The sequence below is a fragment of the Pseudarthrobacter phenanthrenivorans genome (genome assembly GCF_000813845.1).
In the GTDB taxonomy this organism is placed as follows: domain Bacteria; phylum Actinomycetota; class Actinomycetes; order Actinomycetales; family Micrococcaceae; genus Arthrobacter; species Arthrobacter phenanthrenivorans_B.
Genome location: NZ_JWTB01000024.1, coordinates 186,303 through 211,630, shown reverse-complemented (window position 1 = coordinate 211,630; position 25,328 = coordinate 186,303). Strand labels below are relative to the sequence as shown.

The following is a 25,328-nucleotide window of genomic DNA, read 5'->3' as shown; positions in this document are numbered from 1 at the left end:
TCCTGGACAGCGGCCGCGCACCGCACCCCTGCGTTCACCCATGGCGTAGCTGCGCCGGGACTGGATGGGCCGCCGCCGGCGTTGATTCCCGTAAAGCCCCTGAAAGAGGGGACACAGCCGCACGCGGCACCGCATTGGAGGTGCGCCATGGACCAGGCGCGGGAACCCATACCGGACCGGGACGAGGACCTGCTGGACTCGTACTCGCAGACAGTGATGAGGGTGGCAGCAGCAGTCACCCCGCACGTGGCAGCCATCGAAATGACGGCCCCGCGCCGCAACGGCCGGGTCAGGGTGGGGGCAGGCTCGGCTGTCCTCTTCACGGAGGACGGCTACCTGTTGACCAACTCCCACGTGGTGGCAGGCACCCAACAGGGCTTTGCCGTCTTTGCCGACGGCAGCAGGATGGAGCTGGAACTGGTGGGCGCCGATCCGTTGTCCGACCTGGCAGTGGTGCACGGTTCCCGTCCCAAGGTCAGGCCGGCCGAATTTGGCGACGCCGAGTCCCTTCGCGTGGGCCAGCTGGTGGTCGCGGTGGGGAATCCGCTGGGGCTGGCAGGTTCGGTCACGGCAGGCGTGGTCAGCGGCCTGGGCCGGGCGATTCCCGTCTGGTCGGGCGGCAACAGGCGGGTCATCGAGGATGTCATCCAGACCGATGCCGCGCTCAACCCCGGAAACTCCGGCGGAGCGCTGGCAGACACCCATTCAAGGATTGTGGGCATCAACACGGCGGTGGCGGGCGCCGGCCTGGGCCTGGCCATCCCGATCAATGCCACCACCCGCAGGATCATCTCGGCCCTGCTGACGGACGGCAGGGTGCGGCGGGCCTATCTGGGCCTGGTGAGCACTCCCATCCAGCTTGGGCCCAGCGCGGTGATCCGCACGGGCCAAAAGCAAGGGCTGCGGGTCGTGGAGGTGCTGCCGGGATCACCTGCCGGCAAGGCGGGGCTGTCCGCGGGGGACATCATCGTCACTGCCGGCGGCCGCCCCGTCAGCAACGCCGAAAGCCTGCAGCGGCTCCTCTTCGCCGACGCCATCGGCCGGCCCCTCGATGTGGCCGTGCTGCGCGATGGCGCCGAACTGCACCTCGCCGCCGTTCCGGAGGAAATGACGCCCACCGGTCCGGCTTAACGCGCGACGACGGCCGCAAGGCCGGGCGGTCACGCCCGGCATGGAGGGCCTGGCGTGCCATCACCCGGGTACGCGCCTAGCGGGGCGCTTCCACGTCCGCGATGCCTGTGAAACGCGTCCCCACGCCGTCGTACTCGCTCCGGACCCAGCCGGGACGGACGGCGGGAACCTCGGACGGTGCGTGATCGTCACAGACCACATAGGTGAAGTCCGGCCACCACTTCTTGGGACGTGCCGCCTCCTCATAGCCGCAGACGGCGCACTCCAGGTGCACCCAGACCGGGCGTTTGCCCGTGCGGTTGGCACGTGACTGCACCAGCCAGGGCGGGGGATTGTCCAGGATGGCGCGCAGATCCTCCTCCGCCATCCATTTGGGCAGGCCGTGGCGCTGTGCCATCTCAAGCGGAACATCAAGGGCTATTGCTGCGTCACGTCGGCTGATCATCACAGTCCACCATACGGGAGTGGACAGCTTCTGCCGTCGCAGCGGGCGGGGATCAATCAGCTGGAGAGTCAGCCAACCAGGGCGATGCCGGCTGCGGCGGCGGCAAAACCGAGGGCGAGGTTGGCCCCCACGTTCAACGCCGCGGAACCGAAGCGCGCCTCGCTGAGCAGCCGGACCGTGGCGGTGGTCCAGGAGCTGAACGTGGTGAGTCCGCCTGCCAGGCCAGTGGCCAGTCCCAGCTGCCACTCAGTTCCCAGCCCCAGCCGGCCGGTCACCCCATGGGCCAGGCCGATGATGAAGCATCCCACGACATTGACCACCAGGGTGGCCCAGGGCCAGTGCAGCCGCCCGCGGCTGCCGGTGCGGACGCTGCGGATGCTGCTGTGATGGGCGAACCAGCTGTCGATCCCAAACCGCAGGAGCGCACCCGCCACGCCAAAGACTCCCACCAGGGCAGCAGCGGTCATGGCTGGCCGTCCCGGTTCCGGGAGATGAGCCTGCCGAGCCGCCACCCCGCGCCGGCGGCGGCAAGACCCAGGACGAGGGACAGACCCAGGTAGGCCGTCCACACCGGGTGGGCGCCGGCGCGCACCAGCTGGTCGGAGGCGAGGATGACGGCGGAAAAGGTGGTGAACGAGCCCAGCAGGCCCGGACCGATCCCGGCGCGCAGCCAGAATGCGGTGTGCGGGCGGGCCATCCACATGGTGGTCAACGCGGCCAGGGCAAAGCTGCCGCTGACGTTGATGCCGAGCGTTGCCCAGGGAACCGACCCGGGTAGGTCCGGAAAGGCCAGGCCCAGCCCGTACCTCAGTTCGGTGCCAATCAGCCCGCCGGCAGCCACAGCGAGCCAGGCGCGGCCTTCGGGCATCGCCACGTCAGCTGCCGTCCAGGAGGCAGCCGGGATGGGGGGTGTCGGTGGAGACCCACAGCGCGGCGGCTATCTCATCCGCCAGGTCGTACTCCCGCGGGCCGTCCGGACCGCTGATCCGCACCACCAGCGCGCCGCCGAACGGCTTCCTGCCCAGCACCTGTACCTCGGCATCCAGGTCGATTTCCTGGGCGGCGAGGTACCGCAGGAGTTCGGGGTTGTCGTCGCTGATCCGGGTGATCCTGCCCGTGTGCCCCTGGTCCAGCCCGGCGAGGAGGTGCGCGTGGGGCATCAGCACTTGGCCGTCTGCCGTGGGAATGGGGTCGCCGTGCGGGTCCCGGCGGGGGTTCCCGAGTTTGGCCGCGACGCGTTCGATGAACGTGTCCGACACGGCGTGCTCCAGCTGTTCGGCTTCATCGTGGACTTCATCCCAGCTGTAACCGAGACGCTGGACCAGGTAGGTCTCGATCAGCCGGTGGCGCCGGACCATGGCCAGGGCCAGCCGCAGGCCGGCCTCGGTCAGGGTGACGGCGCTGTAGGGCTTGTGGTCCACCAGGCCCTGGTCCTTGAGCTTGCGGACCATCTCGGACACCGAGGAATTGGCCACCCCCAGCCGCTGTGCAAGCTGGGAGGAAGTGATGGGCTTGTCCTGCCATTCGGTGAAGGAATAGATGACCTTGACGTAGTCCTCGATCGAGGAGGAGGGCGCGCTGGTCTTCACGCGTTCAAGCCTACCGGCTCGACGCACCGGGCATGGGAGGCCGCCGTCATGCCTTGACAGCCCGCCAGGCGAGGGTGAGGTACGGAAGATCGAGTTGCTGGCCGTCGCGGTAGGCGAGGTGGTCATGCAGATACCAATCGAGGTTGGCCAGGACCTTGGCACGCGTCGCCTCACCGGCCCGCAGGTAGTAGCTGCGCGATTTGGTGAGCTCCATCAGGTCGGCGGTGGTCACCCTGTCCTGCCAGTGGGTGACATGTCCCTCGAGCCCGCGGAATTCCGGGCCCACCACGGGCTTGTGGCCTGGCCGGTACACATCACCGGCATGCATGATCCGGGAGAGCCGGTGCACCCAGGGGACGGAGGTGTCCAGCTGGTTCCAGACCAGGCCCAGGGTCCCGTGCGGCCGAAGCACGCGGGCCAGTTCCGTGCTTGCTGCCAGGGGGTCGCACCAGTGCCACGCCTGAGCAACGGTGACGACGTCGAAGGAGGCGTCCGGCAGGCCGGTCGCCTCGGCAGTCCCCGGCGCGGCGGTGGCGGCCGGATAGTGTTCCTCGAGTTGGGCAAGCATGTCCGCCGAGGGGTCGACGGCGGCGACGTCCAGTCCCATGTCCAGCAGCAGGGCAGTGAACTTTCCGGTTCCGGCGCCGACGTCCAGGGCATCATGCGCCCCGGCGGGTACCAGCCACCGGGCCGACTCCTGCGGATAGCCGGGCCGGACGCGCTGGTAGTGCCTGCCGCCGTCCTGGAAACTTTGTCCAAGCTCCCGGCGCCGCCCGTGATCGAGCCTGGGGCCACCCCGAACCACGTGCGGCCTCCTTCAGTCAACGCCCTGCGGTACCTTAAGAATTTACCGTATCTGCAGTGCCGGAAGGGTTGGTGGCAGCGGCCGGCGGCGGTTCGGGGCCGCCGCAGGCTTAGTCGTCGATGCAGGGCGCCGCGCCTGCGGTGCCGGGGGTGTTGGGTGCCCAGTGGGGGTAGGTGCGGGTGTCGTTGGCGGGTACCCACCGGCCAGCGTCCACAACGTAGTCCCATCCCAGGCCGTTGGTCCGCAGTGCCTGGATGCCTGCGAGGAGGCGCGCGGCGTCCTCCAGCCGGGAACCGACACCAAAGCTTGCCCGCAGGGAACCGGACGGCAGCCCCAGGCGCTTGAGCAGGGGGTGGGCGCAGAAACGTCCGTCGCGCAGGCCCACGCCGTGCTCCGCGGAGAGGTAGGCGGCCACCAGTCCCGCGTCGTAGCCCTCGACGGAGAAGTTGACCACGCCGATAGTGTCCGTTTCCGGGTTGGTGTCCTTGAAGATCTGGTGGACGGTCACGCCGTCGATGCGCTGCAGGCCCTCAACAAGGAATGAGCGGATGGCGGATTCGTGGGCGTGCCAGCGGTCCTGGTCCAGACCCGCGATCACCTGCGTGGCGCGGGCCAGGGTGGCGGCACCGAGGACGTTCGGCGAGCCCCCCTCGTGGCGGGCCGGCCCTATGGCCCAGCTGACGCCGTCGAGCCGTGCTTCCTTGACGGCACCGCCACCGGCAAGGTGCGGGACGCCGGCGTCCAGCCAGTCGGGCCGTCCCACCAGGACGCCTGCACCGAAGGGCGCGTACAGCTTGTGCCCGGAAAACGCGAGGTAGTCGACGTCGTCGGCAGTGATGTCCACCCGGCGGTGCGGTGCGAGCTGTGCCGCGTCCACCACGATCCGGGCGCCATGCTGGTGGGCCAGCGCGGCCAGGGCCCGGATGGGCAGGATCTCGCCCGTGACGTTGGATGCGCCCGTGACGGCCAGCAGGCTCACCCCACCCTGCTCCAGTTCGGCGCGCACGGCGTCCAGGGTGCCGGCGATGGTGTCCGCGGCCACGATGCTGCGGTGCGGGACGCCCTGCCATGGCAGGAGATTGGCATGGTGCTCGATGTCCAGGTAGAGGACATCGCCGGCCGGGCGGCCATCGTGCAGGGGCAGGCAACCGGCCAGCAGGTTCAGCGAGTCGGTGGTGTTGCGGGTGAAGATGACCGAGTCATCCGGCCGGCCGCCCACAAAGTCGCGGACGATGCTGCGGGCGTTCTCGTACACCGAGGTGCTGATTTGGGAGGCGTACCCGGCCCCGCGGTGGACGCTCGCGTAGTAGGGCAGGATCTCGTTCAGGTAGGCGGACACCACCGACAGGGCCGGTGCTGACGCGCCGTAGTCGAGGTTCGCGTAGCGGACGTGGCCGCCGGCAATCAGGGGCGCCTGGATCTCGGCGCCGGTCACGGCAGCGAGGGGCCTGCCGGCGGCGGCGTGGCGTGCATCGGGGACGGCAGCGTCGGCAATGGCGTGCTGGGGGGAGACGGTGGCAGTTGTCACAGAGACCTCACTTGACTACAGGACTCCGGCGTTAGGAATCCGCGCTTGCCGTATCCGCTCCGGACCGGCCTGGTCGTCACCCGGGGCACCCCACCGCGAATGGAGGGTTGCCGGCCAGCAAACCGGGGTTTTGCGCTGGCACTCGTGACCTGCATAAAAGCGTAGGACATCGGGCGGCCAGGACTGAAGCCGCGGCAATTGTTAAGGGTTTTGTTACGCCCCATCGAATAAACGACGCCGGACGCCCCTTTGGGGAGGCGCCCGGCGTCGTAAAATTCGCGGAAGAAGGGGATCTGCGGCCGTTACAGCAGGTCGTCGAGGTACGGATTGAGCCGGTGCAGCACCTCTGAGTGCAGGATCGAATTGGTGGCCAGCGCGTTCCCGCCGAACGGCCCGTCCTCGCCTTCCAGGGAGGTGAAGCGGCCGCCGGCCTCCACCACAATGGGCACCAGGGCCGCCATGTCATAGAGGTTCAGCTCCGGTTCGCAGGCGATGTCCACCGAGCCCTCGGCCACCATGCAGTAGGACCAGAAGTCACCGTAGGCCCTGGTCCGCCAGACGTCCTCGGTGAGGCCGAGGAATTCATCCAGGTTTCCGCGTTCCTTCCATCCCGTGAGGCTGGAGTAGGAGAGGGACGCGTCTGAGAGGCTGGACACGTTGGAGACCCGAAGCCTGGTGGCGGCAGCCAGCGACCGGCCCATGTAGGCGCCCATGCCCTTCGCCGCCCACCAGCGCTTGCCCAGGGCAGGGGCGCTGACCACGCCCACCACGGGCTCGCCCTCGTCCACCAGGGCGATCAGCGTGGCCCACACCGGAACGCCGCGGACAAAGTTTTTGGTCCCGTCAATGGGATCGATGATCCAGCGCCGCGAGCCGTGGCCGGTGCTGCCGAATTCCTCACCCAGGACGGCATCGCGGGGCCGGGAGCGGGAGAGCTGGCCGCGGATGGCTTCCTCGGCGGCCTTGTCGGCGTCGGTGACCGGCGTCAGGTCCGGCTTGGTCTCAACGTGGAGGTCCAGGGCCTTGAAGCGGCTCATGGTCTGGTCGTCCACGGAGTCGGCCAGGACATGGGCCAGGCGCAGGTCATCGTTGTAGCTCGAAGCGGGTTGGATCATGGTTCCAAACTACCGTCTGCGGGCGCTTCCGCCGGGAGAACGCGTCAGTTGACGCTGCCAAGCTCCTTGGTTTCCTGCGCTTCCATCCGTGGGTCGGTACCGAGCAGCCGCCGCAGGGACGCCAGCCTGGCCGGTCCCGTGGGGCCGGCGTGTCCGCCGCCCACCCAGTCATCGAGGCCGCAGTTCACGGCGGTTGCCGTGTGCTTGCAGCCGCGCTCGCAGTTGTCGATGCCGGGGGAGAGGTCCGGGAAGGACCGCAGGATCCGGTCAGGGTCCACGTGGGCCAGGCCGAAGGAGCGGATGCCGGGGGTGTCGATGATCCAGCTGCCCGGCGGTGCGTCCGCCAGGCGCAGGGCCAGGGCGGACGACGACGTGTGGCGGCCCCGCCCGGTCACGGCGTTGACTCCGCCGGTGGCCCGCTCGGCGCCGGTCAGGGCGTTGACCATGGTGGACTTGCCCACGCCCGAGTGTCCGAGCATCACGGTGACCTTGCCGTCCAGGTGGGCCCGCAGGGCAGCCACCGCCGCCCTGTCCAGCCGGGCCGAAAGGCCGTCGTCCGAGCGGGCGTCGATTCCCGAGGCCCGGGCGTCCGCCGTCCGGCTGATGATCACCGGGAAGTCCAGGTGGGTGTAGTTGGACAGCAGGTCCGCGGGGTCCTTGACGTCGGCCTTGGTGACCAGCAGGATCGGCTCGATCCCGGCGTCGTAGGCGGCCACCAGGGCACGGTCGATGAAGCCAGTGCGGGGTTCCGGATTGGCGGCTGCCACAACAATCACCAGTTGGTCGGCGTTGGCCACGACCGCGCGCTCGACGGGGTCGGTATCGTCCGCGCTGCGGCGCAGGAGCGTGTGCCGGTCCTGGATCTTCACCAGGCGGGCCAGCGTGTCCGGGGCACCGGACACGTCACCCACCAGCGAAACAAAATCACCGGCAACCACCGGTGAGCGGCGAAGCTCGCGGGCGCGGGCCGCGACGACGACCCGCTCGTTCTCCGAGTCCTCGTCCACCACCGCCGTGTAGCGGCCGCGGTCCACCGTGATGATCCGTCCGGTGACGGCGTCGTCATGGCTGGGCCGGTCCTTGGTGCGGGGCCGGGAGCCTTTCTTGTTCGGGCGGACCCGAACGTCTGATTCGTCCCAGGAATCAGTTCTCCGCGCCACTGCCGCGCCCTTCCGGTCCGGCTTCGGACGCCTGCTGCGCCAGCATGCCTGCCCACAGTTCCGGGAAATCGGGCATGGTCTTGGCGGTGGTGGCGATGTCCTCCACCTGGACGCCTTCCACGGCCAGTCCCAGGATTGCCCCCGCGGTGGCCATGCGGTGGTCGGCATAGCTGTGGACGACGCCGGCGTGCAGCCGTGCGGGGCGGATCAGCAGACCGTCGTCGGTCTCCTCGGCGTCACCGCCGAGCCGGTTGATTTCCGCCACGAGGGCGGCAAGCCGGTCCGTTTCGTGGCCGCGGAGGTGTGCGATCCCGGTAAGCCGGGATGGGCCGGTGGCCAGGGCACAGAGCGCCGCCACCGTGGGGGCCAGTTCGCTGGTGTCCGCGAAGTCGCCGCCCTTGATCTCCGGGCCGCCGGTGACGGTGAGGAGGCCGTCTTCCAGGGTGACGGTGGCACCCATGCTTGCCAGGATATTGCGCCACAGGTCGCCCACCTGCTGGGTTTCCGTGGGCCAGTTCGGGATCCGGACCGTGCCCCGCGTGGCCAAGGCCGCTGCCAGGAACGGCCCGGCATTGGAGAGGTCCTGTTCAATCCGCTGGTCGAAGGCCCGGATCGGGCCCGGCGCCACCACCCAGTGGTTGGGGACGGAGTCGTCCACGGACACGCCTGCGCCCCGCAGTACGGCCACGGTCATGTTGATGTGGTCAAGGCTGGGGACGGGCTTCCCCACGTGTTCCAGGTGCAGGCCTTCGTCGAACCTGGCGCCCACCAGCAGGAGGGCGGAAACGAACTGGGAGGAGGCGCTGGCGTCGATCACCAGGTGGCCGCCGCGGACGGCGCCGGTGCCCTGCACCAAGAACGGGAGCGACGACGGCGCGCTGCCGTCCTCCGCCGAAACGTCCACACCCAGCGCCTTCAGGGCCTCGATGATGGTGCCCATGGGCCGCTTCCGTGCGTGCGGGTCGCCGTCGAACACGCTGGTTCCGCTGCGCAGCGCAGCCAGCGGCGGGACAAACCGCATGACGGTGCCCGCGAGCCCGCAGTCAATCCTGGTGGCCGATGGTGCCGCCGCCGCGGGCAGCGGCACCACTTCCAGGTCCGGGCCGAAGGCGCCGTCCCCGGGCACCTCCGTGATGGTGGCACCCAGCTGCCGGAGTGCATCGACCATCAGTGCCGAGTCCCTCGAATGCAGGGGCGCGCGCAGGCGTGACGGGCCGTCCGCAAGGGCTGCCAGGACCAGGTACCTGTTGGTCAGGGACTTCGATCCGGGCACCGTGACGGTGGCATCGACGGGCCGGGAGGCAAAAGGTGCGGCCCAGTGCTGGACAGGGGCCCCGTCACGGGTGGCGGCTGGTGCGGTCATTCGTGCTTATGCTCCCGTGGCGTGCTTGGCGGCGCGGCGCACGGCCTTGTCCGCCTTGTTCAGCTTCTTGGTGGTGGTCCTGCGGGCGTCGGCAGCCAGGTGCGAGGCGTTGCGGCGCGCATCCGCGGCCAGGTGTTCTGCGCGCCAGGCGAGGCCGGGCTTGCCGGCGGTGTCCACGGATGCGAGCAAGGCGCCGCCGCTCAGCGAGAGGTTCTTGAGCAGCTGGTTCCGCCGGTTGTCCCGGCCTTCCTTGCTGCTGATGTCCGCGCTGCGCCACTCCACAAAGGTGTTCAGGAAGGAGATCACCGTGAGCAGCCCTGCGGAGAGCCGGGAAAACTTGCCAAGGCCGAACAGGACGCCGGCACCCACCTGCGTTCCACCGATCACCCGGGCAAGCGTCTTTTCGTTCGCCTGGAAGGGCAGCGAGGCCGCGGCCTTGCGCAGCAGCGGGGAAAGCTGCTGGGCGGTGTCATCGGAGTTCTTGAGCTTGTCCAGTCCGGCAAGGACGAAACTGGAGGCAAGCATGGGCCGGGCGAGCGTGCGGACAAAGGACATGGATTTCCTCCTGGATGGACGAACCGCGGCAAGCGGCGGAGTCGGTCCTAGTCTTGCACTTTTGGGGAATATTTGCCCGTGGGAGGCGGTTATGCTCGCTGGGTCCACGTCAAGGGCCCGGACAATCATTCACCCGAAACAGAGCGGAGTTGGCCCTTGGGGAAGGTGTTGGACGGAACCAGGCAGGCGGGGCCGGTGACAGTGGACAAGCTGGCCGCCGAACCGCCGGAATACGGCATGCCCCGGCGCGGAAGCCTGACAGTAGACTTGAAGGCAATGAGCACCCTGGATCCGGCCGTTGCGGCCATGTATGAGGCTTCCCCCGGCGAATTGAACGGCGGTACGGGTATCGCGCCGCTGCCGGCCGGACAGGCAAGCCCTGATTCGCCAGCCGGTGAAGCGGAGACCGACGACGGTACTGTCGACATTTCCACCGAAACCGTTGAGCAGCGCCGGCTGCGTTTTGAGCGGGACGCCATGCAGTACGTGGACCAGCTGTATTCAGCTGCCATGCGCATGGCCCGGAACCCCTCGGACGCGGAGGACCTGGTGCAGGAGGCCTACACCAAGGCTTTTTCGGCCTTCCACCAGTACAAGCCGGGGACGAACCTCAAAGCCTGGCTATACCGGATCCTGACCAACACCTACATCAACCTCTACCGCAAGAGGCAGCGCGAACCGCTGCAGTCCAACTCGGACAGCATTGAGGACTGGCAGCTGGCCCGGGCGGAGTCGCACACGTCAAGCGGGCTGCGTTCGGCAGAGGCCGAGGCGCTCGACCATCTTCCGGATTCGGACGTTAAGCGTGCCCTGCAGGACATCCCGGAGGAGTTCCGCCTGGCGGTCTACTTCGCCGACGTGGAGGGGTTCGCCTACAAGGAAATCTCAGACATCATGAACACGCCGATCGGCACCGTGATGTCCCGGCTCCACCGCGGCCGGCGAATGTTGCGGGACATGCTCGCGGAGTACGCCGCGGAGCGGGGATTCAAAACGGCCGCGGATGCGTCGGATGCGGCAGGAAGCAAAGCACAGGAGAACAGGAAATGAGCGACTGCCAGGGATTGGGCGACTGCGATGACACCCGGATGCAACGCATCTACGAGTACCTTGACGGGGCACTGACCCGTGAGGACATCACCGAAATCAAGAACCACCTTGATCAGTGCCCGGAGTGCACGGAGCAGTACGACCTCGAGTGCGTGATCCGCAACATGGTCAAGCGGTCCTGCAAGGAATCTGCCCCGGACAATTTGAAGAACGCCATCCTGGACCGGATCCACGGCATCCGTCCCGTGGAGGCGTAGGGCCAGGCCCTGTCCAGGCCAGGACTGCAGACAGCAAAGGACCCCGGAAGCCGGTTGGCTTGCGGGGTCCTTTCCTTGAACCGCAGTTCCTGGCATGTGCCTAGGTGTTGGGGCGCTTCCCGTGGTTCGCGCCGCCACGCTTACGGTCACGACGCTTGCGTGCACGCTTGCTCATAGCTGGCCTCCTTACTGTTGGTACTCAAAAGAGCTGCCCTCAAGTCTCCCACATGATGTCGCGGCCCGCGAACCGGGAACAGGTGGATGACCTGCGGCAGGATTGCCGGGCGTGCAGGTCAGGGCGCCAGCGCACGGTCGATGGCCGTCCTGGCCTGGTCCAGGACGGTCCTGACGGTTTCCAGCGATACCGCGTTGAGCGGTCCCTGCTGTGCATGGCGCCGCAGGTCCGCGCGCAGCCGGTCGTGGAACTGCTGGAGCAGCAGCTCGGCGTCCAGTTGGTGCACGGAGGCGGCGATGCCGTCTTCCACTGCTGCCAGGTCCTTCCGGTGCCTCTTCAGTTCGGCAAGCCCGGCGGAGGTGAGGCGGTAGGTGATGCGGCGCCCGGCGGATTCGATGGCCACCAAGCCTTCGCCCTCAAGCTTTCCCAGCCGTGGGTAGACCGTTCCGGCGCTGGGCGAATAGGCGCCGTGGAATCTGTCCCTGAGCTCCTTGATGAGCTCGTAACCGTGTTTGGGGCCGCCTTCCAGCAGGGCAAGGAGGTAGAGGCGCAACGCGCCGTGGGCAAAGACCGCAGGCATCAGCCCGCCGCGTCTCCGGCGGTGCCGGCAGGGGCGTGGACAATGGACGTCCTGCCGGACACGGAGTTTGTCCTGACCAGCATGAGCTGCGTGTCAGGGCCGGAAATGGTTTCCACCTTGCCGTTGGCCAGGAGGAACTGTTGGCCGTCCAGGATCACCGCGCCGCCGGCGGACTTCGCGACGATGTCGGCTCCGACGTCGTGGGGCATCGTGACCGTGACGTCGCCCGAGACGGAGTTGGAGCCGAAGTCGTTGGTGAAACCGAGCAGCTCGAAGCTGAGGTGGCCGCTGACGGTGTTGGCGCGGACATTGGTGAAGTGGCCGGAGGCGGTCACCTCACCGGACACCGTCTTTGCGGTCAGGACGCCACGGTGGCCGCGTACCGATACCCTGCCGCTGACGGTGTTGACCTGCAGTTCCCCGGACGTGCCGGCCGCCTCGATCGACCCTGACACCGTATTAAGCCGGATGTGCGCGGCCAGGCCGGACACCAGGCCCTCGCCGCTCACCGTGCCCGCTTCGACCTCCACGCCGGCCGGGACGGAGATCCTGATGACCGCCGTATTGTCGCTGGTGTGGTTGACCGTTTCCATCAGGTTTTTGAACCAGCCCTGGGGTCCGTGCAGCTGGTGCCTGATCTCCAGCCTGCCCCCGGTGAGGGAAACGGCCACGGGGTCGCCCTTGACCTCGGAAACCTCAAGCTGCACCGAGGGCCCACCGTGCGGCACAATTTCGAATTTCCCCCGGACAGCGCCCAGCTTGACGGACGTGACGCCGTCGACCTCGATGGTTTGCGGGTCCGTAACAGTCCACTGTCCGGCGGGCATCGTTTCCTCCAAACCGATATATCGCGTTCCGGACCAACCTAGTGGCGCCCGGCGAAGGGGTCAAGATATATCGCGACGGTTATTGTGGCGCTTCCAGCCCCAGCCACTGGAACCAGCCGCGGTGCAGGACCAGCCATGCCATGAGCCCGTATCCCGCCTGGCCAGGAGTGCCGCCATTGGCCGCGAGGTCCTGGCGCCACTGTTCGTGGTTCAACAGCGGCGAGAACGTGTCCACGTAGAGGTGTTTGCGGCGTGTCGTCACATCAGCGAAAGCGGTATTCAGTTCGTCCAGCCGCCGGTTTTGCGCCGGGTCCAGGGTGGGCGGCGGTCCCACGACGAAGACTTCGATCCGGTTCTGGGACGCCGAATCCAGGATGTTGGCCAGGTTGAGCCGGCTCCGGGCGGTGGAAAGGCCGAACTCAATGTCCCGGCCCGACAAGCCAATGACCAGCCGGTTCTCGGCCTGGCCGCTGAAGCGCCGGCCGGCCTCGTCCAGCCAGCGTGCGGCGAGCCCCTCGGTGCCTTCCTGCGGGCAGGGGAGGGAGTAGCTTTCCAGCAGCATGCCGTCCTGGGGAGTGCGGGCAAGGACGCGGCCCAGCCAGCCAAGTGCCCGGGGATCGCCCAGTCCGGCCAGCAGTTCGTCTCCTACAGCTGCTATCCGCAGCTTCCTGTCTTCCACGCGTTCCTCTTTACTCCGCTAGGGGTTTACTTCTGCCGCTGCCCGTTGCCGCCGCAGCTGCGGAGGTTCGGGACGGCGCTGTCCATCCATTAAACAGAACTGCCCGGCCGGAGTCTGGGATTTCGACGTCCGGCCGGGCAGCCTTACTGGTTACTTGCGCGCAAATGCCTGCTTCAGCAGGACATCCTGTTCCGCTGCGTGCCGCTTCATGGAACCGGCGGCAGTGGAGGCGGAGGCCGGCCGCGATACCAGGCGGACGCGGCGGTCAAGGACCTCCGGCAGATGCAGGCCGATGAACGGCCACGGGCCCTGGTTGGCGGGCTCGTCCTGGGCCCAGACCACTTCGGCGTTCGGGTACTTGGCAAGCTCCGCCGCGATCTCCGCGTGCGGCAGCGGGTAAAGCTGCTCCACGCGGATGATGGCGGTGGTCTTGTCGCCGGTCTTCTGCCGGGTGGACAGGAGATCGTAGTACAGGCGGCCGGAGACCAGGAGAACGCGCTCGACGGCGGTGGCCGGGAGCTGCTCATGCTCACCAATGACAGGGCGGAAGGTGCCGTTGGTGAAGTCTTCGACGGATGACGCGGCAGCCTTCAGGCGCAGCAGCTGCTTGGGCGTGAAGATGATCAGCGGCTTGCGCGGACGGTTGTACGCCTGGCGGCGCAGCAGGTGGAAGTGCGAGGCGGCCGTGGTCGGGTTGGCCACGATCATGTTGTCTTCCGCGCACAGCTGCAGGAAGCGCTCGATCCGGGCGGACGAGTGGTCCGGTCCCTGGCCTTCGTAGCCGTGCGGGAGCATCAGCACCAGGGAGGAGCGCTGGCCCCACTTCTGCTCGGCGGAGGAGATGAATTCGTCGATGATGGTCTGGGCACCGTTGACGAAGTCACCGAACTGGGCCTCCCACAGAACCAGCGCGTCCGGGCGCTCGACCGAGTAGCCGTATTCGAAGCCCATGGCGGCGTACTCGGACAGCAGGGAGTCGTAGATCCACAGCTTGGCCTGGTCATCGGAAAGGTTGCCCAGCGGCAGCCATTCCTTGCCGTTGGCACGGTCGTGGAACACCGCGTGGCGCTGCACAAAGGTGCCGCGGCGCGAGTCCTGGCCGGCAAGGCGTACCGGCACGCCTTCCATGATCAGGGAGCCGAAGGCTGCGATCTCGCCGAAGCCCCAGTCGATGCCGCCCTCGCGTGACATCTGCTCGCGCTTCTCGAGCAGCTGCTTCAGCTTGGGGTGGACCGTGAACCCCTCGGGTACCTCGACGTGCGCCTTGCCAATGCGGGCCAGGGTTTCGGCGCTGATGGCGGTGGAGACCGGTGCACTGGCGTTGGAGTCTGACTGCTGGGCCATGGGCCGCTCGATGTCGGACACGGCAGCGGAATCGGCGGTCACGATCGGGATGGGGGAGGTCTGGGCAGCGTGTGTCTCGGCGAAGACCCGCTCCAGCCGTTCCTGGTAGTCGCGGAGCAGCTGCTCGGCTTCTTCCTCGGTGATGTCCCCGCGGCCGATGAGCGACTCGGTGTACAGCTTGCGGACGGAGCGCTTGGCCTCGATCAGGTTGTACATCAGCGGCTGGGTCATTGAGGGGTCGTCGCCCTCGTTGTGGCCCCGGCGGCGGTAGCACACCATGTCGATGACAACGTCCTTGTGGAAGCGCTGGCGGAACTCGTAGGCAAGCTGGCCGATGCGGACAACCGCCTCGGGGTCGTCGCCGTTCACGTGGAACACCGGTGCCTGGATCATCTTGGCGACGTCCGTGGAGTAGGTGGACGAGCGCGACGATGAGGGGGCCGTGGTGAAGCCCACCTGGTTGTTGACCACGATGTGGATGGTTCCGCCGGTCCGGTAGCCGCGGAGCTGGGACAGGTTGAGGGTTTCCGCAACCACGCCCTGGCCGGCGAAGGCGGCGTCGCCGTGCACCATGATGGGCAGGACGGGGAACGTTTCGCCCTGGTCCAGGCGGTCCTGCTTGGCGCGGACGATGCCCTCGAGGACGGAGTCCACGGCTTCCAGGTGCGACGGGTTGGCCGCGAGGTAGACCTTGGTTTCCTTGCCGTTGTCCGAGGTGAAGGTGCCCTCGGTTCCGAGGTGGTACTTGACGTCACCGGATCCCTGGACAGAGCGGGGATCCTGGGTGCCCTCAAATTCGCGGAACACCTGGGCGTAGGTCTTGCCGGCGATGTTGGTGAGCACGTTGAGCCGGCCGCGGTGGGCCATGCCGATGGCAACTTCGTCGAGGCCGTCGTCGGCGGCGTCGGACATGATGGCGTCCAGCAGCGGGATCAGCGACTCGCCGCCTTCCAGGGAGAAACGCTTCTGGCCCACGAACTTGGTCTGCAGGAACGTCTCGAAGGCCTCGGCGGCGTTCAGCTTGGAGACGATCCGCAGCTGCTCTTCGCGGCTGGGCTTGGAGTACGGGTGCTCCAGCTGGTCCTGGAACCACTTGCGCTCGGCGGGCTCCTGAATGTGCATGTACTCGATGCCGGTGGTGCGGCAGTAGGCGTCGCGCAGGACGCCGAGGATGTCGCGGAACTTCAACATCGGCTTGCCGCCGAACCCGCCGGTGGGCCATTCGCGGTCCAGGTCCCACAGGGTCAGGCCGTAGGTGAGCACGTCGAGGTCAGGGTGCTTGCGCTGGACGTACTCCAGCGGATCGGTGTCCGCCATGAGGTGCCCGCGCACGCGGAAGGAGTGGATCAGCTGCTGGATCCGGGCCACCTTGTTGATCTCGTCGGCCGGGTCAACCTGCAGGTCGGGGCTCCAGCGGACGGGCTCGTAGGGGATGCGGAGCGCTTCGAAGATCTCGTCGTAGAAGTTCTGTGCACCGAGCAGGAGCTGGTGGACGAGCTTGAGGAACTCGCCGCTGCCGGCACCCTGGATGACCCGGTGGTCGTACGTCGAGGTCAGGGTGAGGACCTTGCTGATGGCGTTCTGGGCGATGATCTTCTCGCTCGCGCCCTGGAACTCCGCCGGGTAGTCGAGGGCGCCGACGCCGATGATGGCCGCCTGGCCCTTGGACAGGCGCGGAACCGAGTGCACGGTGCCGATGCCGCCGGGGTTGGTCAGGGACACGGTGGTGCCCTGGTGGTCCTCGGCCGTCAGCTTGCCGTTGCGGGCGCGCTTGATGAGGTCCTCGTACGTGTGCCAGAACTCGGCGAAGTTGAGGGTTTCGGCCTTCTTGATGTTCGGAACCATCAGCAGGCGGGTGCCGTCGGGCTTGGGCATGTCGATGGCGATGCCGAAGTTGACGTGCGCCGGCTGGACCGCGACCGGCTTGCCGTCCACTTCGTCGTAGTACACGTTCATGGACGGGAACTGGGAGAGCGCGCGGATGACCGCGTAGCCGATGAGGTGGGTGAAGGAGACCTTGCCGCCGCGTGCGCGGGCCAGGTTGGAGTTGATCACCACGCGGTTGTCGATGAGCAGCTTGGCCGGAATGGCGCGGACGCTGGTGGCGGTGGGCACCTCGAGGCTGGTGACCATGTTGGTGGCGATGGCCTTGGCCGGGCCGCGGAGGACGGAGACGACGTCTTCTTCCGGCGCCGTGGGAGCCTTGACGTTCTTGGGCAGCTGGGCAGGGATGGGCTGCGAGCCGGTGCCGGCTTCGGTCTTCTTGCCGCCGTCGCGCGCTTCCGTGGCGGGGGCCTTCTTGACGGGTGCGGGCGCCGCGGCGGGGGCGGCAGGGGCAGCGGCGGCGGGCGCGGCAGGGGTAGTGGCAGGCGCAGCTGCCGGCGACGGTGCCGGAGCGGCCGGGGCCGTTTTCACAACAGGCAGTTCCCGGGTGGGAGGGTTTGGAGCGTGGGCGGAATTTCCGTTGGAAGAAGAACCGTTGCCTGAGTCGAAGGATTCGAACAGGGGCCACCACTTGGCGTCCACAGCGTTCCTGTCCTGCTGGTACTGCTCGTACAGTTCGTCAACGAGCCACTCGTTTCCGCCAAATTCCTCGGGTAGACGGTGGCTTGGCTGCTCTGGCACTTGAAATACGCCTCTTCCATGAGTTTGATTTCTCTTTGGCCCCCCGGTGCTTCAGCACTACGTTCGAACCACTCTCCGCGTCCTCTGAACCCGGACCTTTGCAAGTCTAGTGAGCATCTCCTGTTAACTGCCAATAAGGGTGACCCAAATCATGAAGTGACGAACACGGGCCCAAAAATGGCATCCTTCCGCGGTCCGCAGGGGTCCGGCGGGGCGGACCCTCCGGGCGCTCCGGCCTGCGGCAATGCGGCGTGCGGGACCGGCTGCCCCGCGGCCGGTCAGGGGCCGCTCCTGTAGACTGAAATTCTTATGGACAGTAAATCTAGGTGCCGGCCTGGGCGCTGTCAGCGGAACTCCAAGAGAAGTACCGCGCAGTCCGCCCCCAGAGCCGGCAAACCCCGACAACGCGCCCATCACCATCCAACGGCGGAGCACGCCGCGCACCGCACGGAACGGTCAGCGGTTTCAGCCGACCATCCTCCGCCGGGACGAAACAGCTGTTCGACTTCCCGGGGCACCGCTCCCCGCTCATATGCAGTACCCCGGGCGGGATGCTGAATGGAGTGGCTCCTCCTCGCAGCAGGCCTGCTGCTGATCGCCGGCACCGGATTTTTTGTTGCCGTCGAGTTCTCCCTGATCGCGCTGGACCAGCCCACGGTCCAGCGGGCAATTGACGACGGCGACACCGGCGCCGTTGCGCTGCTCACCTGCCTCAAATCCCTGTCAACCCAACTGTCCAGCTGCCAGCTGGGAATTACCCTGACCACCCTGCTCACCGGCTACGTCATGGAACCCTCGGTGGGCCGCCTGCTCGAAGGCCCCCTAACCGCCGTCGGACTTCCCGGCGTGGCGGTGCAGTCCGTGGCGCTCGTCCTGGCGATGGTGCTGGCAACCCTGCTTTCGATGCTCCTCGGTGAGCTGGTCCCCAAGAACATGGCGATCGCGCTGGCGTTCCCGGTTGGCCGTGCCCTGGCGAGGCCGCAGCTGGTCTTCACTGCTGTTTTCAGGCCGGCCATCCTGGTCCTCAACGGATTCTCCAACAAGGTCCTGCACGTCTTCGGCCTCGAAGCCAAGGAAGAGATCTCCGGGGCGCGTACGCCTGCCGAACTCGCCTCCCTGGTCCGCAGGTCCGCAGCGATGGGAACCCTCGACGCCGGCACAGCCAACTTCATCGCCCGCACGTTGAACTTCTCCACGCGGACCGCGGCCGACGTCATGACCCCGCGGATCCGGCTCGAGACGATTGACGCCGACCAGCCGGTCTCGGACGTCGTGGACGCCGCGCGCCGCACCGGTTACTCGCGGTTCCCGGTGATCGGCGACTCGGCAGATGACATCCGCGGCCTGGTGCACGTCAAGAAGGCGGTCGCGGTTCCATGGGAGCGACGGCAGAACCTCGAAGCAGGCGCGATCATGACCGAAGTCCTGCGCGTGCCCGAGACCATCCATCTGGATGCCCTGCTCGCCGAACTCCGGGAGGGTAACCTCCAGCTGGCAGTAGTGCTGGATGAATACGGCGGAACAGCCGGCATCGCCACCCTCGAGGACCTCGTGGAGGAAATCGTGGGCGAAGTGGCTGACGAACACGACAAGGTCCGCCCCGGCCTGCTGCAAAGCGCCTCCGGCGACTGGTACTTCCCGGGCCTCCTCCGGCCCGACGAGCTCTCGGAACAAATCCCGGGCCTCAGCGTTCCCGACGAAGCTGCCTACGAAACTGTGGGCGGTTACGTCATGAGCCAGCTCGGCAGGATCGCGGCCGTCGGCGACACCGTCCCCGTGAACGGCGGAACGCTGAGCGTGACCAGGATGGACGGACGCAGGATCGACCGCATCTGCTTCCGGCCGGCAAAGGAAACGCCGACGCAGGACGTCCCTGACAGGAGGACGCCATGAGTGACTGGGCCGGAATACTGTGGCTCGGCGTCCTCCTGCTGGGCAACGCCTTCTTCGTGGCCGCCGAGTTCGCCATCATGTCAGCGCGCCGGAGCCAGATCGAACCGCTCGCCGACTCCGGGTCGAAACGCGCGCAGACCACCCTGCGCGCCATGGAAAACGTCTCGTTGATGCTCGCCTGTGCGCAGCTGGGGATCACCGTCTGTTCCCTGCTGATCCTGCTGGTGGCCGAACCTGCGATCCACCATCTGCTCGCGGTTCCGATCGAGACGGTCGGCCTGCCTGCGGAGGCGGCCGACGTCGCCGCGTTCGCGGTGGCGCTGATGCTCGTAACCTTCCTGCATGTCACCTTCGGCGAAATGGTGCCCAAGAACATCTCGGTGTCCGTCGCGGACAAGGCCGCGCTGTTCCTGGCCCCGCCCCTGCTGTTCGTTTCGCGGCTGGTCCACCCCGTGATCTCCGTCCTGAACTGGTCGGCGAACCACATCCTCAAAGCGATGCGGATCGAGCCCAAGGACGAGGTGACATCCTCCTTCACCCTGGAGGAAGTGCAGTCAATCGTGCAGGAGTCCACCCGGCACGGCCTGGTGGACGACGACGCCGGGCTGATCACCGGTGCCCTGGAATTCTCGGAGCATACGGCGGAGGACATCATGGTGCCGCTGGACAAGCTCGTCATGCTGCCGGCGTCCACCACGCCGGTGGAGTTTGAAAAAGCCGTCAGCCGGACCGGGTTCTCCCGGTTCCCCATGCTTGATGACGATGACATGCTCTACGGCTACCTGCATGTCAAGGACGTGCTCTCTATTCCGGAGTCCGCCTACGGGCTGCCGATTGCCGAGAGCCGCATCCGCTCCCTGGCCAACCTGGCCCTGGGGGACGAGATCGAAAAGGCGATGTCCGTCATGCAGCGCACGGGATCCCACTTGGCGCGCGTGATCGGCCCGGACGGGAATACCCGCGGCGTCCTCTTCCTTGAAGACGTTATTGAACAGCTGGTCGGTGAAATCCGGGATGCCACCCAGGCAACCGGAATCCGCCGCCTGGGGCAGCCGAACGGCAGCTGACTCCGGCGGGCACCCGTTCCGCGGGAACGGGTGCCCGCTCGAGCAGCCTCCGGGCGCGCAGAAGCACCTAAATAGGAATCATTCGCATTTAGGTATAGGCTTGCCATGTTGTCTTCCCCATCTGCGTGAACCGAGGTTATCCGTGCGCCGAACCGCTGCCCGCCCCTTCCTTGCCGCCCTTGCCGGCCTTGGCCTGCTGCTCACCGGGTGCAGCACCCAGCAGTCGCAGGCCCCTGCGCAGGGGCAGGGGATCAACGTCGTGGCGTCGACGAACGTCTACGGTGACATTGCCCGGACCATCGGCGGGGACAAGGTCAACGTCACCTCCATCATCAACAACGCCGGCCAGGACCCGCACTCCTATGAGGCGACGGCCCAGGACAGGCTGGCCGTTTCCAAGGCGCGGCTGTTGATTGAGAACGGCGGCGGCTACGACGACTTCATCCACACGCTCGTGGAGGGCAGCAAGCCCGACGGCGCCTCGGTGCTGACCGCCGTCGAAATCTCCGGCCTTGCCCACCCGGAGGAAACACACGCCGCCGGCGAACCCACGGAGCAGGCTTCGGCGGACGCAGACACCCACGACCACGGCGCGCTCAACGAGCACGTCTGGTACAGCCTGCCTGCCATGGAGCGCGTGGCGGACGGCATTGCTGACAAGCTTGCCGCCCTGGACCCTGCCTCGGCCTCCACCTTCACCGCCAACGCCGCTGCCTTCAAGTCCTCCCTCTCGGATCTCCACGCCCGGCTGGATGCCTTGAAAGGCCCGGCGGCCGGCGGCAAGGTTGCGGTGACGGAGCCGGTTCCGCTGTACCTGCTTGAGGATGCCGGCCTGGTCAACGCCACCCCCCGGGAATACACCGCCGCCATCGAAGAAGGCAGCGACGTACCGCCCGCCGCGCTGAAGGAAGCCACGGACCTGGCCGGTTCCCGGGCCGTCCGCCTGCTGGCGTACAACGAGCAGACGGAAGGTCCGCAGACGGAAGCCCTGAAGAAGGCAGCGCAAACCGCCGGGGTCCCCGTGCTCGACTTCACCGAAACCCTGCCCGAAGGCAAGACCTACCTGCAGTGGATGACGGACAATGTGAACAACATCGGCAAGGTTCTGGAGACAAACAGGTGAAATCCGTCGTCAGCCTCAAAGGGGCGCGCCTTAAGTTCGGCCAGCGCACGCTGTGGGAGGACCTGGACCTGGACATCAAGCCCGGCGAGTTCTTCGCCGTGCTGGGTCCCAACGGCAGCGGCAAGACCAGCTTCCTGAAAGTCCTGCTCGGCCTGCAAAAGCTGCAGGCCGGCGAGGCAACGCTGGGGGGCCGCCCCGTGGAACGCGGCAGCAGCCTGATTGGCTACATCCCGCAACAAAAGTCCTTTCCGCCGGACACGCCCATGCGGGCGCGCGACCTGGTGGCCCTGGGCGTGGACGGCCACCGCTGGGGCGTCCGGCTGTCCACGGGCAAGACCAACAGGCGCGTGGACCAGCTGCTGGAGCTGGTAGGAGCCTCCGACTACGCCAAGGTGCCGGTGGGCCAGCTCTCCGGCGGGGAACAGCAACGGCTTCGCGTGGCGCAGGCCCTGGCAACCGACCCCCAGGTCCTGCTCTGCGATGAACCCCTGCTGTCACTCGACCTGCACCACCAGCAGGCGGTCAGCGCCCTGATCGACAAGCAGCGCCGCGAACACGACACCGCCGTCGTCTTCGTCACGCACGAAATCAACCCGGTCATCGACTACGTGGACCGGGTCCTGTACCTGGCCGGCGGCCGCTTCCGGGTGGGGACGCCGGAGGAGGTCATGACCACGGAAGTGCTCTCGGACCTCTACGGCAGCAACGTCGAGGTGATCCACGCCAACGGCAGGATCGTCGTCGTCGGCCTGCCCGACGCCACCACGCACCACCACTCCCACGCCGAGGCGCTGGCAGGGGAGGCCGCGTAGTGGACGCAGACAGCATCCTGGGTGCCATCTTCAACTTCGACAACTACGGCGAGCTGCTGGTCCTGGTCCAGAACTCCATTTGGGCCGGCGCCATCCTGGGGCTCCTCGGGGGACTGGTTGGCACCTTTGTCATGAAGCGCGACCTGGCCTTCGCCGTCCACGGCATTTCGGAGCTCTCCTTCGCGGGTGCCGCCTTTGCCCTGCTGGTCGGCGCGGATGTGGTGTTCGGCTCGCTCATCGGCTCCGTGGCGGCGGCCCTGCTGCTCGGCCTGATGGGCGTCCGCGCCAGGGACAAGAACTCCATCATCGGGGTGATCATGCCGTTCGGCCTGGGGCTCGGCATCCTGTTCCTGTCGCTGTACCAGGGCCGGGCGGCCAACAAGTTCGGATTACTGACCGGTCAAATCGTCTCCGTGGACACCGTCCAGCTGCAGGCGCTGGCCGGGACCGCCGTCGTGGTGGTGCTGGTCCTGCTGGCCATCTGGCGGCCGCTCAACTTCGCCAGCGTTGACCCCGAGCTTGCCGAGGCACGCGGCGTTCCCGTCCGCACCCTCGCGGTGGTCTTCATGATTGTCCTGGGCGTCAGCGTGGCGCTGTCCATCCAGGTGGTCGGCGCCCTGCTGGTGCTGGCACTGCTGATCACCCCCGCCGCGGCGGCGCTGCGGGTCACGTCCTCACCGGTGGCGGCAGTGGTATTGAGCATCGTCTTCGCGGTCGCCGCGACCGTGGGTGGAATCCTCCTGGCCCTGGGCGGACGGATCCCGATCAGCCCCTACGTCACCACGTTGTCGTTCCTGATCTACGTGGTGTGCCGCATCATCGGATCCGTGCGGGCCTCGAGGGGAATCAATGGCCGCGTGCTTACAGCTTCCCGGCAGCCTTAAGGGCAGTGCAGTCCGGGCACAGGCCAAAAATTTCCACCGTGTGGTCCACCTCGGTGAACCCGTGCTCCGCGGCCGTGCGCACGGCCCACGTTTCGACGGCCGGGGCCTCCACCTCCACCGCCTTCCCGCAGTTCCTGCACAGCAGGTGATGGTGGTGCGCCGTTACGGCGCAACGGCGGTACACCGCCTCGCCGTCACCGTTGCGCAGCACGTCCACCAGGCCTTCATCGGCGAGTGACTGCAGGATCCGGTACGCCGTAGCCAGCGAAACGGAGACACCCTGGTTCTGCAGGATCCGGTACAGCTCCTGCGTGCTGACAAAGTCGTCAAGATCGTCCAGGGCCGCACTGACGGCCTTGCGCTGCTTGGTAACGCGCTGTTCCTTGCCGCCACCTGCCGGGGACGGGACGGCGGAATCAGCCTTGACGCCGATCGGCATGGACGAACTCGCTTCCGTGGGGGGCAAACATCAAGATTACCAGCCGGAGCGTCGTGGACAGCGTTCCCGGGCGGACCCTAGGCTGGCGCTATGAAGCTGACCAAATACACCCATGCCTGTGTCCGGCTCGAGAAGGAAGGCGGGGTCCTGGTCCTTGATCCCGGCACGTTCTCCGAATCAGCGGAGGCACTGGCCGGGGCGCAGGCTGTCCTGGTGACCCACGAACACCCCGACCACCTCGATACCAAGGCCGTGGTGGACGCCCTCGACAACAACCACGACCTGGAACTCCATGCTCCGGCGGGCGTGGCCGCCCAGTTGCGGGCGGAAGCTCCGGATGCTGCCGGCCGGATCCACACCGTGGAACCCGGCCAGGCCTTCCAGGCCGCGGGCTTCGACATCCGCAGCTTCGGCGGGCAGCACGCGCTGATCCATCCCCAGATCCCGGTGGTGGCCAACATCGGATTCCTGGTGGACGGGAACGTGTACCACCCCGGGGATTCGTTCATCATTCCTGATGGCATCGAGGTCCAGACGCTCCTGGTGCCGCTGCACGCGCCGTGGAGCAAGTCCGCCGAGGTGGTCGACTTCGTGATCGGCGTCCGGGCGCCCCGCGCTTTCCAGATCCACGACGGCCTGCTCAATGACAACGGCCTGGGCATCGTAGAAGGGCACGTCAAACGGATCGGTGCCACCTACGGCACCGAGTACCGGCACCTGGCTCCCCGGGAATCGGTGGAGGTCTAGGCCGAACCTCCGGGCCTAGCCTGCCGCCCCGGTCCATTCGCCGGTGTCCAGGAAGCGGGAGATCACTGCCTGGTATGGCGCCGGATCCAGCCCCTGGGAAGCCAGCCACTCCTGGTTCCAGTAGTTCCCCGCGTACCGTTCGCCGCCGTCGCACATCAGCGAAACGACGCTGCCCCGGCTGCCGTCCGACACCATCGCGGCAATCGTCTGCCAGACACCCCACAGGTTGGTGCCGGTGGAAGGGCCGGCATGCAGGCCCGCGAAAGCGTCCAGATGCCGCATGGCAGCTACGGACGCCGCATCCGGCACCTGGACCATCCGGTCGATCACCGTGGGAATGAAGCTCGGCTCCATCCGTGCCCGCCCAATGCCCTCGATCCGGGACGGGCCGCCCGTGGGCCGGCCCCCGGATTCGCCCAGCCAGCCCGGGTAGAACGCTGAATTCTCCGGGTCCACCACCAGCAACCTGGTGGGATGGCTGTGGTAGCGCAGGTAGCGGCCGATGGTGGCGCTGGTCCCGCCGGTGCCGGCGCCCACCACGATCCAGTCCGGCACGGGGTGCTGTTCCAGGCTGAGCTGGCCGAAGATGGATTCGGCGATGTTGTTGTTGCCGCGCCAGTCGGTGGCCCGTTCGGCGTAGGTGAACTGGTCCATATAGTGCCCGTTGCAGGTGGCAGCGACGTCTTCGGCCACGGCGTAGACGTCCGAGGCGTTTTCCACCAGCAGGCAGGAGCCGCCGAACTTCTCGATCAAGGCGATCTTCTCCGGACTGGTGGTGCGTGCCATCACGGCGACAAAGGGCAGCCCCAGCAGCTGGGCGAAGTACGCCTCCGACACGGCCGTGCTGCCGCTGGAGGCTTCGACAATGGTGGTGTCCCGGCCGATCCACCCGTTAACCAGTCCGAACAGGAACAGGGACCTGGCCAGCCGGTGCTTCAGGCTGCCGGAGCGGTGCGTCGACTCGTCTTTCAGGTACAGCTGGATGCCCCAGTGCTCCGGCAGGGGCACCGAGTAGAGGTGGGTGTCAGCAGAACGGTTGTTTTCCGCCTTGATGGTGCGGATGGCCTGGTCGGCCCACTCGCGGTCCGCCCTGTTGTTGCCGGCGCTGCCCTTGATCGTCACCAATCCAGCCTAC

Annotated in this window: 26 protein-coding genes and 1 riboswitch; of the genes, 9 read left to right on the top strand and 17 right to left on the bottom strand. The window is 67.2% G+C overall.

Annotation, left to right across the window (positions count from 1 at the left end):
- Nucleotides 1–147: 147 nt before the first annotated feature.
- Nucleotides 148–1,131 (top strand): S1C family serine protease, encoded by a 984-nt coding sequence (locus tag RM50_RS13535; RefSeq protein WP_043453508.1) that lies wholly within the window; start codon nucleotides 148–150, stop codon nucleotides 1,129–1,131.
- A 76-nt stretch (nucleotides 1,132–1,207) separates the two neighbouring features.
- Here the strand turns inward: RM50_RS13535 and RM50_RS13530 are convergent, their stop codons facing one another.
- From RM50_RS13530 to RM50_RS13485, 10 genes are all read right to left on the bottom strand, one after another.
- A complete protein-coding gene (locus RM50_RS13530; protein WP_043453505.1) occupies nucleotides 1,208–1,576 on the bottom strand; it encodes a hypothetical protein in 369 nt (122 codons plus the stop codon).
- A gap of 68 nt (nucleotides 1,577–1,644) precedes the next feature.
- A complete protein-coding gene (locus tag RM50_RS13525; protein ID WP_043453502.1) occupies nucleotides 1,645–2,043 on the bottom strand; it encodes a fluoride efflux transporter FluC in 399 nt (132 codons plus the stop codon).
- Nucleotides 2,040–2,444: a fluoride efflux transporter FluC gene (locus tag RM50_RS13520; RefSeq protein ID WP_043453584.1), complete on the bottom strand. Its 405-nt coding sequence runs from the start codon at nucleotides 2,442–2,444 to the stop codon at nucleotides 2,040–2,042. Before RM50_RS13520 ends, RM50_RS13525 begins: the two co-directional genes overlap by 4 nt.
- A 7-nt stretch (nucleotides 2,445–2,451) precedes the next feature.
- Nucleotides 2,452–3,165: a metal-dependent transcriptional regulator gene (locus tag RM50_RS13515; protein ID WP_043453499.1), complete on the bottom strand. Its 714-nt coding sequence runs from the start codon at nucleotides 3,163–3,165 to the stop codon at nucleotides 2,452–2,454.
- Between the two features lie 46 nt (nucleotides 3,166–3,211).
- Nucleotides 3,212–3,970 carry a class I SAM-dependent methyltransferase gene (locus RM50_RS13510; RefSeq protein ID WP_043453496.1) on the bottom strand — a complete coding sequence of 253 codons (759 nt, stop codon included), beginning with the start codon at nucleotides 3,968–3,970 and terminating at the stop codon, nucleotides 3,212–3,214.
- Between the two features lie 109 nt (nucleotides 3,971–4,079).
- Entirely contained in the window at nucleotides 4,080–5,498 is a 1,419-nt protein-coding gene (locus RM50_RS13505; protein ID WP_043453493.1) for an aminotransferase class V-fold PLP-dependent enzyme, read from the bottom strand.
- Nucleotides 5,499–5,534: 36 nt separating this feature from the next.
- Nucleotides 5,535–5,648: riboswitch (SAM riboswitch) on the bottom strand.
- A gap of 152 nt (nucleotides 5,649–5,800) precedes the next feature.
- The gene (gene hisN / locus RM50_RS13500) at nucleotides 5,801–6,613 is read right to left on the bottom strand and encodes a histidinol-phosphatase (protein ID WP_043453490.1); all 813 of its coding nucleotides are present in this window, start codon (nucleotides 6,611–6,613) and stop codon (nucleotides 5,801–5,803) included.
- A 44-nt stretch (nucleotides 6,614–6,657) separates the two neighbouring features.
- Entirely contained in the window at nucleotides 6,658–7,773 is a 1,116-nt protein-coding gene (gene rsgA / locus RM50_RS13495; protein WP_043453489.1) for a ribosome small subunit-dependent GTPase A, read from the bottom strand.
- Nucleotides 7,757–9,136, bottom strand: coding sequence for a 3-phosphoshikimate 1-carboxyvinyltransferase (gene aroA / locus RM50_RS13490; RefSeq protein ID WP_043453486.1), 1,380 nt, complete (start codon nucleotides 9,134–9,136; stop codon nucleotides 7,757–7,759). Before aroA ends, rsgA begins: the two co-directional genes overlap by 17 nt.
- A 6-nt stretch (nucleotides 9,137–9,142) precedes the next feature.
- On the bottom strand, nucleotides 9,143–9,691 hold the full coding sequence (locus tag RM50_RS13485; RefSeq protein ID WP_043453483.1) for a DoxX family protein: 549 nt from the start codon (nucleotides 9,689–9,691) through the stop codon (nucleotides 9,143–9,145).
- Nucleotides 9,692–9,967: 276 nt separating this feature from the next.
- On the opposite strand from RM50_RS13485, the gene RM50_RS13480 reads away from it, so the two are divergent.
- Entirely contained in the window at nucleotides 9,968–10,741 is a 774-nt protein-coding gene (locus tag RM50_RS13480) for a sigma-70 family RNA polymerase sigma factor (RefSeq protein WP_240471957.1), read from the top strand.
- Nucleotides 10,738–10,998, top strand: coding sequence for a mycothiol system anti-sigma-R factor (gene rsrA, locus RM50_RS13475; protein WP_043453481.1), 261 nt, complete (start codon nucleotides 10,738–10,740; stop codon nucleotides 10,996–10,998). Before RM50_RS13480 ends, rsrA begins: the two co-directional genes overlap by 4 nt.
- Nucleotides 10,999–11,098: 100 nt before the next feature.
- On the opposite strand, the gene RM50_RS21275 is transcribed toward rsrA, so the two are convergent.
- The 5 genes from RM50_RS21275 to RM50_RS13455 form a co-directional block, all read right to left on the bottom strand.
- A complete protein-coding gene (locus tag RM50_RS21275; RefSeq protein WP_369299106.1) occupies nucleotides 11,099–11,173 on the bottom strand; it encodes a 50S ribosomal protein bL37 in 75 nt (24 codons plus the stop codon).
- Between the two features lie 118 nt (nucleotides 11,174–11,291).
- Nucleotides 11,292–11,753, bottom strand: coding sequence for a PadR family transcriptional regulator (locus RM50_RS13470; RefSeq protein WP_043453479.1), 462 nt, complete (start codon nucleotides 11,751–11,753; stop codon nucleotides 11,292–11,294).
- A complete protein-coding gene (locus RM50_RS13465) occupies nucleotides 11,753–12,580 on the bottom strand; it encodes a DUF4097 family beta strand repeat-containing protein (protein ID WP_043453476.1) in 828 nt (275 codons plus the stop codon). The genes RM50_RS13470 and RM50_RS13465 overlap by 1 nt, the downstream gene beginning before the upstream one ends.
- 79 nt (nucleotides 12,581–12,659) lie before the next feature.
- Nucleotides 12,660–13,259 (bottom strand): GDSL-type esterase/lipase family protein, encoded by a 600-nt coding sequence (locus RM50_RS13460; protein ID WP_043453475.1) that lies wholly within the window; start codon nucleotides 13,257–13,259, stop codon nucleotides 12,660–12,662.
- Between the two features lie 150 nt (nucleotides 13,260–13,409).
- On the bottom strand, nucleotides 13,410–17,228 hold the full coding sequence (locus RM50_RS13455; protein ID WP_043453473.1) for a multifunctional oxoglutarate decarboxylase/oxoglutarate dehydrogenase thiamine pyrophosphate-binding subunit/dihydrolipoyllysine-residue succinyltransferase subunit: 3,819 nt from the start codon (nucleotides 17,226–17,228) through the stop codon (nucleotides 13,410–13,412).
- Between the two features lie 558 nt (nucleotides 17,229–17,786).
- On the opposite strand from RM50_RS13455, the gene RM50_RS13450 reads away from it, so the two are divergent.
- The 5 genes from RM50_RS13450 to RM50_RS13430 all read left to right on the top strand — a co-directional run bounded on the left by RM50_RS13450 (nucleotide 17,787) and on the right by RM50_RS13430 (nucleotide 23,007).
- On the top strand, nucleotides 17,787–19,121 hold the full coding sequence (locus RM50_RS13450) for a hemolysin family protein (RefSeq protein ID WP_043453470.1): 1,335 nt from the start codon (nucleotides 17,787–17,789) through the stop codon (nucleotides 19,119–19,121).
- Nucleotides 19,118–20,188, top strand: a complete 1,071-nt coding sequence (locus RM50_RS13445) for a hemolysin family protein (protein WP_043453467.1) — start codon at nucleotides 19,118–19,120, stop codon at nucleotides 20,186–20,188. Before RM50_RS13450 ends, RM50_RS13445 begins: the two co-directional genes overlap by 4 nt.
- Nucleotides 20,189–20,330: 142 nt before the next feature.
- A complete protein-coding gene (locus RM50_RS13440) occupies nucleotides 20,331–21,311 on the top strand; it encodes a metal ABC transporter solute-binding protein, Zn/Mn family (RefSeq protein ID WP_043453465.1) in 981 nt (326 codons plus the stop codon).
- On the top strand, nucleotides 21,308–22,123 hold the full coding sequence (locus RM50_RS13435; protein ID WP_043453462.1) for a metal ABC transporter ATP-binding protein: 816 nt from the start codon (nucleotides 21,308–21,310) through the stop codon (nucleotides 22,121–22,123). Before RM50_RS13440 ends, RM50_RS13435 begins: the two co-directional genes overlap by 4 nt.
- Entirely contained in the window at nucleotides 22,123–23,007 is an 885-nt protein-coding gene (locus RM50_RS13430) for a metal ABC transporter permease (protein WP_043453460.1), read from the top strand. Before RM50_RS13435 ends, RM50_RS13430 begins: the two co-directional genes overlap by 1 nt.
- Here the strand turns inward: RM50_RS13430 and RM50_RS13425 are convergent.
- Complete coding sequence (locus tag RM50_RS13425; RefSeq protein ID WP_043453458.1) at nucleotides 22,985–23,446, bottom strand: Fur family transcriptional regulator; 462 nt, start codon at nucleotides 23,444–23,446, stop codon at nucleotides 22,985–22,987. The two genes, RM50_RS13430 and RM50_RS13425, sit on opposite strands and share 23 nt — an antisense overlap.
- A gap of 90 nt (nucleotides 23,447–23,536) precedes the next feature.
- On the opposite strand from RM50_RS13425, the gene RM50_RS13420 reads away from it, so the two are divergent.
- A complete protein-coding gene (locus RM50_RS13420; protein ID WP_043453456.1) occupies nucleotides 23,537–24,193 on the top strand; it encodes an MBL fold metallo-hydrolase in 657 nt (218 codons plus the stop codon).
- A 15-nt stretch (nucleotides 24,194–24,208) separates the two neighbouring features.
- Here RM50_RS13420 and RM50_RS13415 read toward each other — a convergent pair whose 3' ends face one another.
- On the bottom strand, nucleotides 24,209–25,315 hold the full coding sequence (locus tag RM50_RS13415) for a PLP-dependent cysteine synthase family protein (RefSeq protein ID WP_052260221.1): 1,107 nt from the start codon (nucleotides 25,313–25,315) through the stop codon (nucleotides 24,209–24,211).
- Nucleotides 25,316–25,328: the final 13 nt, after the last annotated feature.